Source organism: Variovorax sp. 20P10.2.4 (assembly GCF_058244205.1).
Map to the genome: position 1 here is coordinate 1 of NZ_JBZAYE010000161.1, position 13,325 is coordinate 13,325.

Annotated in this window: 16 protein-coding genes; 10 read left to right on the top strand and 6 right to left on the bottom strand. The window is 68.0% G+C overall.

Going from position 1 to position 13,325, the window contains the following annotated elements:
* From AC27VN_RS17035 to fabV, 3 genes are all read right to left on the bottom strand, one after another.
* Positions 1-305 (bottom strand): FAD-dependent oxidoreductase (locus AC27VN_RS17035; RefSeq protein ID WP_490877290.1); only part of this gene is annotated, 305 nt, incomplete at its 3' end.
* A gap of 28 nt (positions 306-333) precedes the next feature.
* Positions 334-753: a group II truncated hemoglobin gene (locus AC27VN_RS17040; RefSeq protein ID WP_208509388.1), complete on the bottom strand. Its 420-nt coding sequence runs from the start codon at positions 751-753 to the stop codon at positions 334-336.
* Positions 754-756: 3 nt separating this feature from the next.
* The gene (gene fabV, locus AC27VN_RS17045) at positions 757-1,959 is read right to left on the bottom strand and encodes an enoyl-ACP reductase FabV (RefSeq protein ID WP_490877291.1); all 1,203 of its coding nucleotides are present in this window, start codon (positions 1,957-1,959) and stop codon (positions 757-759) included.
* A gap of 201 nt (positions 1,960-2,160) precedes the next feature.
* On the opposite strand from fabV, the gene AC27VN_RS17050 reads away from it, so the two are divergent.
* The 5 genes from AC27VN_RS17050 (at position 2,161) to AC27VN_RS17070 (ending at position 6,288) form a co-directional block, all read left to right on the top strand.
* Positions 2,161-2,988, top strand: coding sequence for an ABC transporter substrate-binding protein (locus tag AC27VN_RS17050; RefSeq protein ID WP_093340823.1), 828 nt, complete (start codon positions 2,161-2,163; stop codon positions 2,986-2,988).
* A gap of 88 nt (positions 2,989-3,076) precedes the next feature.
* A complete protein-coding gene (locus AC27VN_RS17055) occupies positions 3,077-3,772 on the top strand; it encodes an amino acid ABC transporter permease (RefSeq protein WP_093340825.1) in 696 nt (231 codons plus the stop codon).
* Between the two features lie 19 nt (positions 3,773-3,791).
* A complete protein-coding gene (locus AC27VN_RS17060; RefSeq protein ID WP_093340827.1) occupies positions 3,792-4,526 on the top strand; it encodes an amino acid ABC transporter permease in 735 nt (244 codons plus the stop codon).
* Positions 4,523-5,266 (top strand): amino acid ABC transporter ATP-binding protein, encoded by a 744-nt coding sequence (locus AC27VN_RS17065; protein WP_093340829.1) that lies wholly within the window; start codon positions 4,523-4,525, stop codon positions 5,264-5,266. Before AC27VN_RS17060 ends, AC27VN_RS17065 begins: the two co-directional genes overlap by 4 nt.
* A complete protein-coding gene (locus tag AC27VN_RS17070; protein ID WP_490877292.1) occupies positions 5,263-6,288 on the top strand; it encodes an isopenicillin N synthase family dioxygenase in 1,026 nt (341 codons plus the stop codon). The genes AC27VN_RS17065 and AC27VN_RS17070 overlap by 4 nt, the downstream gene beginning before the upstream one ends.
* On the opposite strand, the gene AC27VN_RS17075 is transcribed toward AC27VN_RS17070, so the two are convergent.
* The 3 genes from AC27VN_RS17075 to AC27VN_RS17085 all read right to left on the bottom strand — a co-directional run bounded on the left by AC27VN_RS17075 (position 6,231) and on the right by AC27VN_RS17085 (position 8,652).
* Entirely contained in the window at positions 6,231-6,554 is a 324-nt protein-coding gene (locus AC27VN_RS17075; protein ID WP_490877293.1) for a hypothetical protein, read from the bottom strand. The two genes, AC27VN_RS17070 and AC27VN_RS17075, sit on opposite strands and share 58 nt — an antisense overlap.
* Complete coding sequence (locus tag AC27VN_RS17080) at positions 6,551-7,231, bottom strand: HAD family hydrolase (RefSeq protein WP_490877294.1); 681 nt, start codon at positions 7,229-7,231, stop codon at positions 6,551-6,553. The genes AC27VN_RS17075 and AC27VN_RS17080 overlap by 4 nt, the downstream gene beginning before the upstream one ends.
* 86 nt (positions 7,232-7,317) lie before the next feature.
* On the bottom strand, positions 7,318-8,652 hold the full coding sequence (locus AC27VN_RS17085) for an MFS transporter (RefSeq protein ID WP_093340836.1): 1,335 nt from the start codon (positions 8,650-8,652) through the stop codon (positions 7,318-7,320).
* 187 nt (positions 8,653-8,839) lie between these two features.
* Here AC27VN_RS17085 and cyoA point away from each other — a divergent pair, with 187 nt between their 5' ends.
* From cyoA to AC27VN_RS17110, 5 genes are all read left to right on the top strand, one after another.
* Complete coding sequence (cyoA, locus tag AC27VN_RS17090; RefSeq protein ID WP_093340838.1) at positions 8,840-9,874, top strand: ubiquinol oxidase subunit II; 1,035 nt, start codon at positions 8,840-8,842, stop codon at positions 9,872-9,874.
* Positions 9,875-9,876: 2 nt separating this feature from the next.
* Entirely contained in the window at positions 9,877-11,880 is a 2,004-nt protein-coding gene (gene cyoB / locus AC27VN_RS17095) for a cytochrome o ubiquinol oxidase subunit I (protein WP_398498582.1), read from the top strand.
* Positions 11,873-12,541, top strand: coding sequence for a cytochrome o ubiquinol oxidase subunit III (cyoC, locus tag AC27VN_RS17100; RefSeq protein WP_093340841.1), 669 nt, complete (start codon positions 11,873-11,875; stop codon positions 12,539-12,541). Before cyoB ends, cyoC begins: the two co-directional genes overlap by 8 nt.
* Positions 12,538-12,948, top strand: coding sequence for a cytochrome o ubiquinol oxidase subunit IV (gene cyoD, locus AC27VN_RS17105; RefSeq protein WP_093340843.1), 411 nt, complete (start codon positions 12,538-12,540; stop codon positions 12,946-12,948). Before cyoC ends, cyoD begins: the two co-directional genes overlap by 4 nt.
* Positions 12,945-13,325 (top strand): SURF1 family protein (locus tag AC27VN_RS17110; RefSeq protein ID WP_490877295.1); only part of this gene is annotated, 381 nt, incomplete at its 3' end. The genes cyoD and AC27VN_RS17110, both read left to right, overlap by 4 nt.

Sequence of the window (13,325 nt, forward strand, 5' to 3'; positions counted from 1 at the left end):
AGCGCTTCCCACGGCAGCACCGCGCCCGAGCGCAGGGTCACGTTGCGCGCCTCGCGGTCGATGGTCACGGCCGCATCGCCCAGGTGCAGCGTGATGCCGGCCTCGCGGTACCAGTCGGCCGCCTTGTGCGGCTGCGTGGCTTCCTCGGCGCTCTTGAGGAAGGCCTTCGACAGCGGCGGACGGTGGTAGGGCTCGCAGGCCTCCTCGCAGACCAGGTGCACGCGCGCGCCCTGCCCCGCCTCGGCGAGGCCGGCGCACAACTGGGCGGCCGCGTGGCCGCCGCCGATGATGACGATGGAATTCATGAAGTGAGTCTTTCGAAAATCGTTGTGCTCAGCCGCCGCGGTTGCGCATCCAGTCGGCGGTCTTGAAGAAGGAGTCGCGCAGCCGCGCGCGCAGGTCCTCGGGCACCTCGGTCTCGCCCATGGCCTGGTCCATGCAGGCCAGCCACTGGTCGCGTTCCTTGATGCCGATGCTGTGGCCGCCGATGCTCTGCGGCAGGTGGCGCGCGCGCAGCATCGGATGGCCGAAGCGGTCGGTGTAGTACGCGGGGCCGCCGAGCCAGCCGCAGAGGAACCAGAACAGCCGCTGGCGCGCGTTGTCGAGGTCGCTGCCGTGCACCGCGCGCAGTTGCGCGTAGCCGGGCTCGAGGTCCATCAGGTCGTAGAAGCGCTCGACCAGCGCGCGCACTTTTTCCTCGCCGCCGATCCATTCGAAGGGCGTGTCGAAGGGCGGCTTGTCCTGGATCTGCATCGCTCAGCCCACCTGCACGAGGCCGGGGATCGGCACGTCGGGGTTGGCATCGGCCGCGTAGTCCACGCCCTCGATGCCGAAGCCGAACAGGCGCAGGAACTCGGCCTTGTAGCCCGCGAAGTCGGTCAGCGCCTGCAGGTTCTCGCTCGTGACCTGCGGCCACAGTTCGAGCACGCGCGCCTGTACCGCGGGCGCGAGTTCCTTGCGGTCGGCGCGCAGCCGGCCTTCCTCGTCGAGCGGCGGCGCGCTGCCGTAGAGGCCCTCGCGGAACAGGCCGTCGACCTGCTCGATGCAGCCCTCGTGCGTGCCCTCCTCCTTCATCACCTTGAACAGCAGCGAGAGGTACAGCGGCATCATCGGGATCGCCGAGCTGGCCTGCGTGACCACCGCCTTGAGCACCGCCACGCGCGCATCGCCGCCGCCATGGGCCGCGAGCTTGGCGCGGATCGCGGGCACGGTGCGGTCGAGGTCCTTCTTGGCCGCGCCGATCGAGCCGTTCCAGTAGATGTCCTGCGTGATCTTCTCGCCGAGGTAGGTGAAGGCCGTGGTCTTCGCGCCCTCGGCCAGCACGCCGGCCTCGTGCAGCGCGTCGATCCACAGCTGCCAGTCCTCGCCGCCCATCACGGCCACCGTGTTGTCGATCTCCTCCTGCGTTGCCGGCTCGAGCACGGTCTCCTTGACCGTGCCGCTGTCGGTGTCGATGCCGCGCAGGCTCACCGCCTGGCCGATGGGCTTGAGGGTGGAGTTGAAGACCTGGCCGGTCTTCGGATGGGTGCGCCGCGGCGCCGCGAGGCTGTAGACCACGAGGTCGACCTGGCCCAGGTCCTGGCGGATGGTCTCGATCACCCGCTGCTTGACCGCATCGGAGAAGCCGTCGCCGTTGATGCTCTTCGCATAGCGGCCCTCGGCCGTGGCGAGGCGCTCGAAGGCGGCCGTGTTGTACCAGCCGGGCGTGCCGGTCTTGGTGGCGCTGCCGGCGCGCTCGAAGAACACGCCCAGCGTGTCGGCGCCGCCGCCGAAGGCCGCGACGATGCGCGCCGCCAGGCCATAGCCGGTGGAGGCACCGATCACCAGCACCCGCTTCGGCGCGCCCGCGACCGGGCCCTGGGCCCGCACGTGCTCGATCTGTTGCCGGACATTGGCCTCGCAGCCGACGGGATGGGTCGTGACGCAGATGAAGCCACGCACGCGCGGTTGGATGATCATGGGGAGGAAGGCAGTCTGGGAAAGAAAAAGGACGGGTGGCGCGCGAGGCGCCGGGCGCCGGTCTTCTGGCCGGCGCGCGGGCGCGAATTTACCGCACGTTCATTCCCATGCGGCCATGTACATATATGGATTGACCATTTAATGAACCGAAGTTTTGTTGATAAGGTGCCGCCCTTGCATTCACAGAAGGAGAAGAAACACATGCGCCTGAACATCCTCGCCGCGGCCCTCGCCGCCTCCGCCCTGCTCGCGGGCACCGTGGCCCACGCCGACCAGTTGGCCGACATCAAGAAGAAGGGCGAGCTCGTGGTCGGCGTGCTCGGCACCGACGAGCCCGCCACCTTCATCGACCCCAAGACGCGCCAGATCGTGGGCTACGAGGTCGACCTCGCCAACGCCATCGCCAAGAAGATCGGCGTGAAGACCACGCTCAAGCAGATCGCCGTGGCCGCGCGCATTCCCGAGCTGCAGCAGGGCCACGTCGACCTGGTCGCGGCCGGCCTCACGCACAACAAGGAACGCGAGGCGCAGATCGACTTCTCGCTGACCACCTTCGTGACCGGCCAGAAGGCCATCGTGAAGAAGGACAGCGGCATCGCCGAGGTATCGCAACTCGGCGGCAAGAAGGTGCTGACCATCCGCGGCGGCACCCAGGAACCCAACATCCGCAAGGCCGTGCCCACGGCCGAGGTCGTGACCTTCGACACCAGCCAGCAGGCCTTCCAGGCGCTGCAGCAGGGCAAGGGCGTGGGCTACGTCGACGACGAGGCCGCGCTGCTGCGCAGCTACGCCAAGCTCGGCCCGCAGAAGGCCCAGTACGTGGTGCTCAAGCAGAACCTCAGCACCGAGGCGCTGGCCATCGGCATCAAGAAGGGCGAGAGCGGCCTGAAGGCGGTGGTGGACGACACGCTGCGCGAGCTCGAGAAGTCGGGCGAGGCCGAGAAGATCTTCGTGAAGTGGTACGGCCCGAACACCGCCTCGGGCTTCCAGACGCGCGACTTCAAGCTCGAGAGCGACAAGATCGACTGATCGCGGGCTCCCTCCTTCCCCCGCGCGGGGAAGGCGGGACCCCGGGGGCCGCGCGCCCCCGCTTCGCGGCAGCGATACTGTCGCCCCCATGCCCCTGTTCGACTATTCCTTGCTGCTGACCGGCAAGTACCACGACATGCTCGTCGCGGGCTTGTGGCTGTCGCTGCAGCTGCTCGCGGCCTCGCTGGTGTGCGCGCTGCCGATCGCGCTCGTGGTGGCCATGCTGCGCCTCGCGCCGCTGGCGCCGCTGCGCTGGCTCGGCTTCGCCTACGTGGAGTCGATCCGCAACATCCCGCTGCTGGCCCACATGCTGTTCTGGTACTTCGGCGCGCCCGAACTGCTGCCCGAAGGCTTCAAGCAATGGCTCTACGCGGGCCACATCGAGGCCTACAGCGCGATCGTCGCGCTGTCGCTCTACACGGCCGCCTTCATGGCCGAGGACATGCGCAGCGGCATCCGCTCGATCCCCGCGGTGCAGTTCGAGGCCGGCCGCGCGCTGGGCTTCGGCTGGCTCGCGACGATGCGCCGCGTGGTGCTGCCGCAGGCGCTGCGCGTGACCGTGCCGCCGCTGATCTCGCAGACCCTGAGCCTGTGGAAGAACACCTCGATCGCCACCGTGATCGGCGTGGCCGAACTCATGTACCAGGCCGGCCAGGTCGAGAGCGCGACCTTCCGCAGCTTCGAGTCCTTCGCCTTCGCGAGCGCGGCCTACCTCACGGTCTCGCTCGCGATCACGGCGCTCGCGAGCTGGTACCACCACCGCTTCCCGGTGAGGACGCTGTGATGCGCACGGAGGCTTCGCGATGATCGAGCTGATCCAGGACTACTGGCTCTACTTCCTGATCGGCCAGTACCCCAACGGCCCGCTCGGCGGGCTGGTGCTGACCCTGCTGCTGGCCTCGTGCGGGCTGGTGCTCGCGCTGCCGCTGGGCATCGTGCTCGGGCTGGCGCGCGTGAGCCCGTGGCGCTGGCTGCGCTGGCCGGTCAGCGGCTTCGTGTTCGTGGTGCGCGGGCTGCCGCTGTTGATGGTGATCTTCTGGGCCTACTTCTTCCTGCCCAGCGTCACCGGCGTGAAGACCGACCAGTTCGCCACCATGCTGATCGCGCTGGTGGTGTTCGACGCCGCCTACCTGGCCGAGATCGTGCGCGCCGGCATCCAGGGCCTGCCGCGCGGCCAGATGGAGACCGCGCGCGCGCTCGGCCTGAGCTGGAGCCGCGCGATGCGCCTGGTGGTGCTGCCGCAGGCGCTGCGCAGCATGCTGCCCTCGCTGGTGAACCAGTTCGTCTCGACCATCAAGGAGACCTCGCTGGGCTACATCATCGGCCTGGCCGAGGTCTCGTTCATCGCCACCCAGATCAACACCCAGGTGTTCACCAAGCCGGCCCAGGTCTTCGGCATCCTCGGGCTGACCTATTTCATCCTCTGCTTCGGCCTCTCGCGCTTCGCCTACTGGCTCGAGCGCCGCCTCGCGCGGCGCGGCCTGCCGGTGGTCGCGGTCACCGAGGGCCGGGCCGCCGCCCGCAAGGCTTCCGCATGATCGAACTCCAGAACGTCAACAAGTGGTACGGCAGCTACCACGCGCTCGTGGACGTGAGCGAAACCATCCACAAGGGCGAGGTGGTCGTGGTCTGCGGCCCCTCGGGCTCGGGCAAGTCCACGCTGATCCGCACCTTCAACCGGCTCGAGGCGATCCAGTCGGGCCGCATCCTGATCGAGGGCAAGGACATCCACGCGCCGGGCACCGACGTGAACGCCTTCCGCTCGCGCATCGGCTTCGTGTTCCAGCAGTTCAACCTGTTCCCGCACCTCACGGTGCTGCAGAACTGCACCATGGCGCCGATGCAGCTGCACGGCCTCTCGCGCGCGCAGGCCGAGGAACGCGCGATGGCGCTGCTCGCGCGCGTGGGCCTCGCGAACAAGGCCCGGGCCTGGCCCAGCGAGCTGTCGGGCGGCCAGCAGCAGCGCGTGGCGATCGCGCGCGCGCTCGCGATGCAGCCGCCGGTGATGCTGTTCGACGAACCCACGAGCGCGCTCGACCCCGAGATGGTCGGCGAGGTGCTGCTGGTGATGCGCGACCTGGTGCGCGACGGCATGACCATGGTCTGCGTGACGCACGAGATGGGCTTCGCGCGCGAGGTTGCCGACCGCGTGCTCTTCATGGACGAGGGCAAGGTGCTCGAGCGCGCCACGCCCGACGACTTCTTCAACCGCCCGCAGCATCCGCGCGCGCAGCAGTTCCTGTCCGACATCCGCTCGCCCTTCGCACGCACCCCATGACGAACACCGCTTCCCTCCAGACCCTGCCCGTGATCGACGTCGCGCCGCTGGTGACCGGCGACGCGCCGGGCCGCGAGGCCGTGGCCGCGCGCATCGGCGAGGCCTGCCGCGCGCACGGCTTCTTCTACGCGACGGGGCATGGCGTCGACCCCGCGCTGGTGGCGCGGCTCGAGACCCTGAGCCACCGCTTCTTCGACCTGCCCGAGGCGACCAAGATGCAGTGGCGCATGGCGCTCGGCGGGCGCGCCTGGCGCGGCTACTTCCCGCTCGGCGGCGAGCTGACCTCGGGCCGGCCCGACTGGAAGGAAGGGCTCTACCTCGGCACCGAGCTGCCGGCCGCGCACCCGCTGGTGCAGGCCAGGACGCCGGTGCATGGGCCGAATCTCTTTCCCGATGCGCCGGGCCTCGAGGACTTCCGCGAGACCATCCTCGGCTACATGGCGGCCGTGACACAGCTCGGTCACCGGCTGATGGAAGGCATCGCGCTGAGCCTGGGCCTGCCGGCCGACTACTTCGCGGCGCGCTACACGGGCGATCCGCTGATCCTGTTCCGGCTCTTCGACTATCCCTCGCAGCCGGTGCCCGAGGGCCTCGACGTGCAATGGGGCGTGGGCGAGCACACCGACTACGGCCTCTTGACGATCCTGCACCAGGACAGCGTGGGCGGCCTCGCGGTGCACACGCCCGCGGGCTGGATCGATGCGCCGCCGATCGCGGGCTCCTTCGTCTGCAACATCGGCGACATGCTCGACCGCATGACCGGCGGCCTCTACAAGTCGACGCCGCACCGCGTGAAGCGCAACACCTCGGGGCGCAACCGGCTGTCGTTCCCGCTGTTCTTCGATCCGAACTTCGAGGCGCGCGTGCAGCGCATCGAGGGCCTCGCGGGCGCGGTGGCCGCGGACGACAGCGCCGAGCGCTGGGACCGCGCCAACGTGCACGCCTTCAGCGGCCGCTACGGCGACTACCTGCTGGCGAAGGTGTCGAAGGTGTTCCCGCAGCTGCGCGACGAAGTGCTCTGAGGCGCGCTCACGGGAAGGTCGAGGAACTCGTCTTCCCAGCGCCCGACATCCGCACCGGGGTCGGAGATCGGCACCAGCTTGTCGCTGCGGCAGTAGAAGGTCCAGCCCTCGAACAGCACGTCGTAGTAGGTGCCGGGCAGGTAGCGCTCGCTCGGCGCTTCATAGGGCGCCGAGACCACCTCGACGATGCGGCCGACCGCGCGCTCGGTCATCGGCGACGCGAGGCAGCTGTCGAGCACGTGGCACAGGGTGCCGATCTTGATCACGGCCGCACCATCTCGCCGGGAAACCAGCGCGGCAGGTGCGCGTTCGCGTCGTGCAGCGATTCGAGCACGTGGAAGGCCTGTTCGACGATCGCCGCGGGCGGGTGCTTGAGGTCCGGCACGATCACCACCCGCAGGCCCGCGGCCAGCGCCGCCTTGGCGCCGTTCTCGCTGTCCTCGAAGGCGATGCACTGCGTCGGGTCCACGCCCAGGCGCGAGGCCGCGAGCAGGTAGAGCGCCGGGTCGGGCTTGGCGCGCGGCACCTCGTCGCCGCCCGCGAAGGCCTCGAAGTGATGCAGCACGCCCAGGCTGCCGAGGCAGGCCTGGATCTGCCGGCTGGTCGAGGACGAGGCCACGGCGCAGCGCGTGCCGCGCGCGCGCAGGGCGCCCAGGAACTCGGCCGCGCCGGGCTTGATGGGGAACAGCGGCGTGCCGTCGGAGCGTTCGAGCGCCAGCGCCTGTCGCACCTGGTCGTGCGCATGGCGGAAGGCGGCTTGGCCGCCGAGCAGGCCCGAGAGGATGATCTCGGACTCGGCGGTGGCCAGGCCCACCACCTGCAGGTACTGGGCGTGGCTGAGCTCGACGTCTAGCGTGCGGGCGGCCGCCATCCAGGCGGCCATGATGGGCCGCTCGGAGTCGATCAGCAGCCCGTCCATGTCGAAGATTGCGGCGGAGAACATCGGCGCGATCCTACCCTCGAGCCCCGCCCCGAATGGCGAAGGGGCCGCAAGGGCCCCTTCTCGTTGCGCGGATGCGCGGCGCGCGATCAGTCGCGCACCAGCGCCCGGTTCAAGCCCAGCGCCGCCAGCGTTCCGGCCGCGCCCGACAGCAGGTACACGCTCACGTAGGCCAGCCCGAAGTGCGCCGACAGCCCCAGCGCGACCAGCGGCGCGAAGGCGGCGCCGATCAGCCAGGCCAGGTCGGTGGTCAGCGCGGCGCCGGTGTAGCGGTACTTGGCCTCGAAGTTGCCGGTCACGGCACCGGCGGCCTGGCCGTAGGACAGGCCCAGCAGGATGAAGCCCAGCAGGATGAACACGTCCTGGCCGATCTTGCCGCCGTCGAGCAGCGTGGGCGCGAAGCCGCTGAACACGGCGATCAGGCCCGCGAGGCCGCCCAGCGTGGAGCGGCGGCCGATGCGGTCGGCGATCAGGCCCGAGGCCACGATGCCGCCGGCACCGAGCACGGCGCCGATCATCTGGATCACCAGGAACTCGGTGATGGCCTGGTTCGAGTACAGCGTGATCCACGACAGCGGGAACACGGTGATCAGGTGGAACAGCGCATAGCTGGCCAGCGCCGCGAAGGCGCCGATCAGCAGGTTCGAGCCCTGCGAGCGCACCAGCTCGACCACGCTGGTGGGCTGCAGCTCGCGCTCCTCGAGCAGGCGCGCGTACTCGTCGGCCGCCACCAGGCGCAGGCGCGCGAACAGCGCCACCACGTTGATCGCGAAGGCCACGTAGAAGGTGTAGCGCCAGCCCCAGTCGAGGAAGTCCTCGAGCGTCAGGCTCGAGTAGAGGTACGCGAACAGCGCGCTGGCCACGAAGAAGCCGATCGGCGCGCCGAGCTGGCCCAGCATGGCGTACCAGCCGCGGCGGTTGGCCGGGGCGTTGAGCGCGAGCAACGAGGGCAGGCCGTCCCACGAGCCGCCGAAGGCCAGGCCCTGGCCGAAGCGGAAGATCGACAGCAGCACGATCGAGGTGAAGCCCAGGCTCGCGTAGCCCGGCAGGAAGGCGATGCCGGCGGTCGAGGTGCCGAGCACGAACAGCGCCAGCGTGAGCTTGGTCTCGCGGCCGAAACGTCGCTGGATCTCCATCGAGATGACAGTTCCGAACGGCCGTGCGATGAAGGCGAAGGAAAAGACCACGAAGGCCCAGAGGGTTCCCTCGAGCCGCTGCTCGAACGGGAAGAAGACCGCCGGGAACACCAGCACCGAGGCGATGCCGTAGACGAAGAAGTCGAAATATTCCGAGGCGCGGCCGATGACCACGCCGACGGCGATCTCGCCCGGGTCGATGCGCGAGTGGTCGTCCTCCGGGGCGCCGGTGTCGGACGTGTGCGGCACAGGCGATGCGCCTTGCGGACTGATGCTGGACGTCGTCATTGGGTTATGTAATTCGGTTGTCACGAAGCGTGACAAAGGTAGGCCATGAAACAGACTCCGAGCGTCTCACCGAACGAGGATTCCCGCCATAGGACAAAACGTCCAATAGCCTGCGGGAACCTTTGGTCGTAGATTGTGGGGTCTTTCGCGCGGCCCTGGCCACCCTTCCGCCCTTCCGTCTCTCGGCATGCCCATCCTCCACACCCTTCGCCGATGGCTCCTGCTGTTGCCCCTCGCCTTCCTGGCGGGCTGCAACACGGTGCTCCTGAATCCCTCCGGCGACATCGCCAACCAGCAAGGACGGCTGATCGTCGTCTCGACCGTGCTGATGCTGATCATCATCATCCCGGTGATCGCGCTGACGGTCTTCTTCGCCTGGCGCTACCGCGCCTCGAACAAGGAAGCCATCTACAAGCCGAACTGGGACCACTCGACCCAGCTCGAGCTCGCGATCTGGGCCGCGCCGCTCCTGATCATCATCGCGCTGGGCGCGATCACCTGGATCAGCACCCACACGCTTGACCCCTACCGCCCGCTCAGCCGCATCGACGCGCAGCGCCCGGTCACGGCCGACATCAAGCCGCTGACCGTGGAAGTGGTGGCGCTCGACTGGAAGTGGCTGTTCATCTACCCCGAGCAGGGCTTCGCCACGGTGAACGAACTCGCGGCCCCGGTGGACCGCCCGATCACCTTCAAGATCACCGCCTCGTCGGTGATGAACTCCTTTTTCATCCCCGCGCTGGCCGGCCAGATCTACGCCATGCCCGGCATGGAGACCAAGCTGCACGCGGTCATCAACGCGCCCGGCGAATTCGACGGTTTCTCGGCCAACTACAGCGGCGCCGGCTTCTCGGGCATGCGCTTCAAGTTCCACGGCCTGAGCAACGCCGACTTCGACCAGTGGGTGCAGAAGGTCAAGTCCAGCCCCGAAGGCGAACTCAGCCGCGAGCGCTACCAGAAGCTCGAAGTGCCGAGCGAGCGTGAGCCGGCGAAGCATTTCGCGAGCGTGTCGCCCGACCTCTACGGCGCCATCCTCAACCGCTGCGTCGACCGCAGCAAGATGTGCATGAGCCAGATGATGGCGATCGACGCCGACGGCGGCCTGGGCAAGCCCGGCGCCTACAACGTCGCGACCGCGCAGCCCTGGCAACCCGACGACATCAATTCGCCCAAGCGTGCGTACGGCAAGTACGTCACGGCGATGTGCACCACCGAAGAATGACGATGCTCCAGAACCTCGACCTGACGAAGCTCGTCTTCGGCCGCCTCACGTGGGAGGCGATCCCCTACCACGAACCGATCCTGCTGGCGACCTTCGCCGCCGTCGTGCTCGGCGGTGTCGCGCTGCTCGGCGCGATCACCTACTTCAAGCTGTGGAGCACGCTGTGGCACGACTGGATCACCAGCATCGACCACAAGAAGATCGGCATCATGTACATCGTGCTGGGCCTGGTGATGCTGCTGCGCGGCTTCGCCGACGCGCTGATGATGCGCGCCCAGCAGGCGGTGGCCTTCGGCGACAACGCCGGCTTCCTGCCGCCGCACCACTACGACCAGATCTTCACGGCCCACGGCGTGATCATGATCTTCTTCGTGGCGATGCCGCTGGTCACGGGCCTGATGAACTTCGTGGTGCCGCTGCAGATCGGCGCGCGCGACGTGGCCTTCCCGTTCCTGAACAACTTCAGCTTCTGGATGACCACCTTCGGCGCCGGCCTCGTGATGGCCTCGCTGTTCGTCGGCGAGTTCGCCAAGACCGGCTGGCTGGCCTACCCGCCGCTGTCGGGCATCCTCTTCAGCCCCGACGTGGGGGTCGACTACTACATCTGGTCGTTGCAGATCGCGGGGGTGGGCACATTGCTCTCGGGCGTGAACCTGCTGGCGACCATCGTGAAGATGCGCGCACCCGGCATGACCATGATGAAGATGCCCGTCTTCACCTGGACCGCGCTGTGCACCAACGTGCTGATCGTCGCCGCCTTCCCGGTGCTGACCGCCGTGCTGGCCCTGCTGTCGCTCGACCGCTACGTCGGCACCAACTTCTTCACGAACGACATGGGCGGCAACGCCATGATGTACGTGAACCTGATCTGGATCTGGGGCCACCCCGAGGTCTACATCCTGATCCTGCCGGCCTTCGGCATCTTCTCGGAGGTGGTCTCCACCTTCTCGGGCAAGCGCCTGTTCGGCTACGCCTCGATGGTCTACGCCACGGTCGTGATCACGATCCTGTCGTACCTGGTGTGGCTGCACCACTTCTTCACCATGGGCTCGGGCGCCAGCGTGAACTCCTTCTTCGGGATCACGACGATGATCATCTCGATCCCGACCGGGGCGAAGATCTTCAACTGGCTCTTCACCATGTACCGCGGCCGCATCCGCTTCGAGCTGCCGATGATGTGGACCATCGGCTTCATGATCACCTTCGTGATCGGCGGCATGACCGGCGTGCTGCTGGCCGTGCCCCCGGCCGACTTCGTGCTGCACAACAGCCTGTTCCTGATCGCCCACTTCCACAACGTGATCATCGGCGGCGTGCTGTTCGGCATGCTGGCGGGCATCACCTACTGGTTCCCGAAGGCCTTCGGCTACAAGCTCGATCCGTTCTGGGGCAAGTGCTCGTTCTGGTTCTGGATCGTCGGCTTCTGGTTCGCCTTCATGCCGCTGTACATCCTGGGCCTGATGGGCGTGACGCGCCGCATGAGCCACTTCCAGGACATGTCGCTGCAGATCTGGTTCCAGGTCGCCGCCTTCGGCGCCGTGCTGATCGCACTGGGCATCGCCTCGTTCCTGATCCAGATCGTGGTGAGCTACATCCGCCGCGACTCGCTGCGCGACACCACGGGCGACCCGTGGGACGGCCGCACGCTCGAGTGGTCGACCTCGTCGCCGCCGCCGGCCTACAACTTCGCGTTCACGCCGCGCATCCATGACAACGACGCCTGGTCCGACATGAAGGCACGCGGCTACCAGCGTCCGCTGGAAGGCTTCAGCCCGATCCACATGCCCAAGAACACGGCCGCCGGCTTCATCATCGCGGCGCTGAGCGCGGCCTTCGGCTTCGCCATGATCTGGCAAATGTGGCTGGTGGCCGGCGTGAGCTTCTTCGTGATGCTCGTGGCCATCATCGTCCACACCTTCAACTACAAGCGCGACTACCACATCCCCGCGGACGAAGTCGTCCGCACCGAAGACGCTCGCACGCGCCTCCTGGCCGCCCATGTCTAACAGTACCGCCCTCCCCTCCAGCCCCGCCGGCACCCACACCGTGGGCAATGCGCCGAGCGTGCCGACCTTCGAGCTGTTCAACGTCCGCAACGAGGACCACCATCCGGAGAACGGCACCCTGCTCGGGTTCTGGCTCTACCTGATGAGCGACTGCCTCATCTTCGCCTGCCTGTTCGCGGTGTACGGCGTGCTGGGCCGCAGCTACGCGGCCGGCCCCTCGGGCGCCGACCTGTTCGACCTGCCGCTGGTGGCGATCAACACCTCGCTGCTGCTGCTGTCGTCGATCACCTACGGCTTCGCGATGCTCGAGATGCAGAAGCGGCGCATGGGCGGCACGCTGGTGTGGCTGGCCATCACCGGCCTGCTGGGCGCGGGCTTCATCGGCCTCGAGCTCTACGAATTCGCGCACCTGATCCACGAGGGCGCGGGCCCGCAGCGCAGCGCCTTCCTGTCCTCGTTCTTCGCGCTGGTCGGCACCCACGGGCTGCACGTCACCTTCGGCATCGTCTGGCTGATCGTGCTGCTGTTCCAGCTGCCCAAGCACGGCTTCACCGCCGCCAACCGCCGCCGCCTGATGTGCCTGTCGATGTTCTGGCACTTCCTGGACGTCGTCTGGATCGGCGTCTTCACCTTCGTGTACCTGATGGGATCCATGGCATGAGCGCAGCACCCCACGACACCCATGGCCACGGCCATGACGACCACGGCCACGGCGAGCACCACGACGACGGCCCGGTGAGCCACAGCACCTTCAAGGGCTACATGACCGGCTTCGTGCTGGCCGTGATCCTCACCGCCATTCCGTTCTGGCTCGTGATGGGCAAGGTGCTCGACAGCAAGAGCACGACCGCGCTGATCATCCTCGGCTTCGCCGTGGTGCAGATCGTGGTGCACATGGTGTACTTCCTGCACATGGACACCAAGTCCGAAGGCGGCTGGAACATGCTGGCGCTGATCTTCACGCTGGTGCTCGTGGTCATCACGCTGGCCGGTTCGCTGTGGGTCATGTACCACATGAACACCAACATGATGCCGCCGTCGATGCACGACATGAAGAACATGCCTTGAGTGCGCCGGCCACCGACCGCACGCCCGCCGGCCGCCAGCGCTCCGCGGCCGGGCTCGTGGTGCTGGCGGTCCTCGGGGCCGTGCTGTTCGCCGCCTTCTTCGCGCTCGGCACCTGGCAGGTCGAGCGCCGGGCCTGGAAGCTGGCCCTGATCGAACGCGTCGAGCAGCGCGTGCATGCCGTGCCGGTCGCGCCCCCGGCGCGCGCCGACTGGCCGCGCGTCAATGCGGCCGACGACGAGTACCGCCACGTGCGGCTCTCGGGCACCTTCCTCCACGAGAAAGAGACGCTGGTGCAGGCCAGCACCAACCTCGGCGCCGGCTTCTGGGTGTTGACGCCGCTGCAGACCGCGCGCGGCGTGGTGATGGTCAACCGCGGC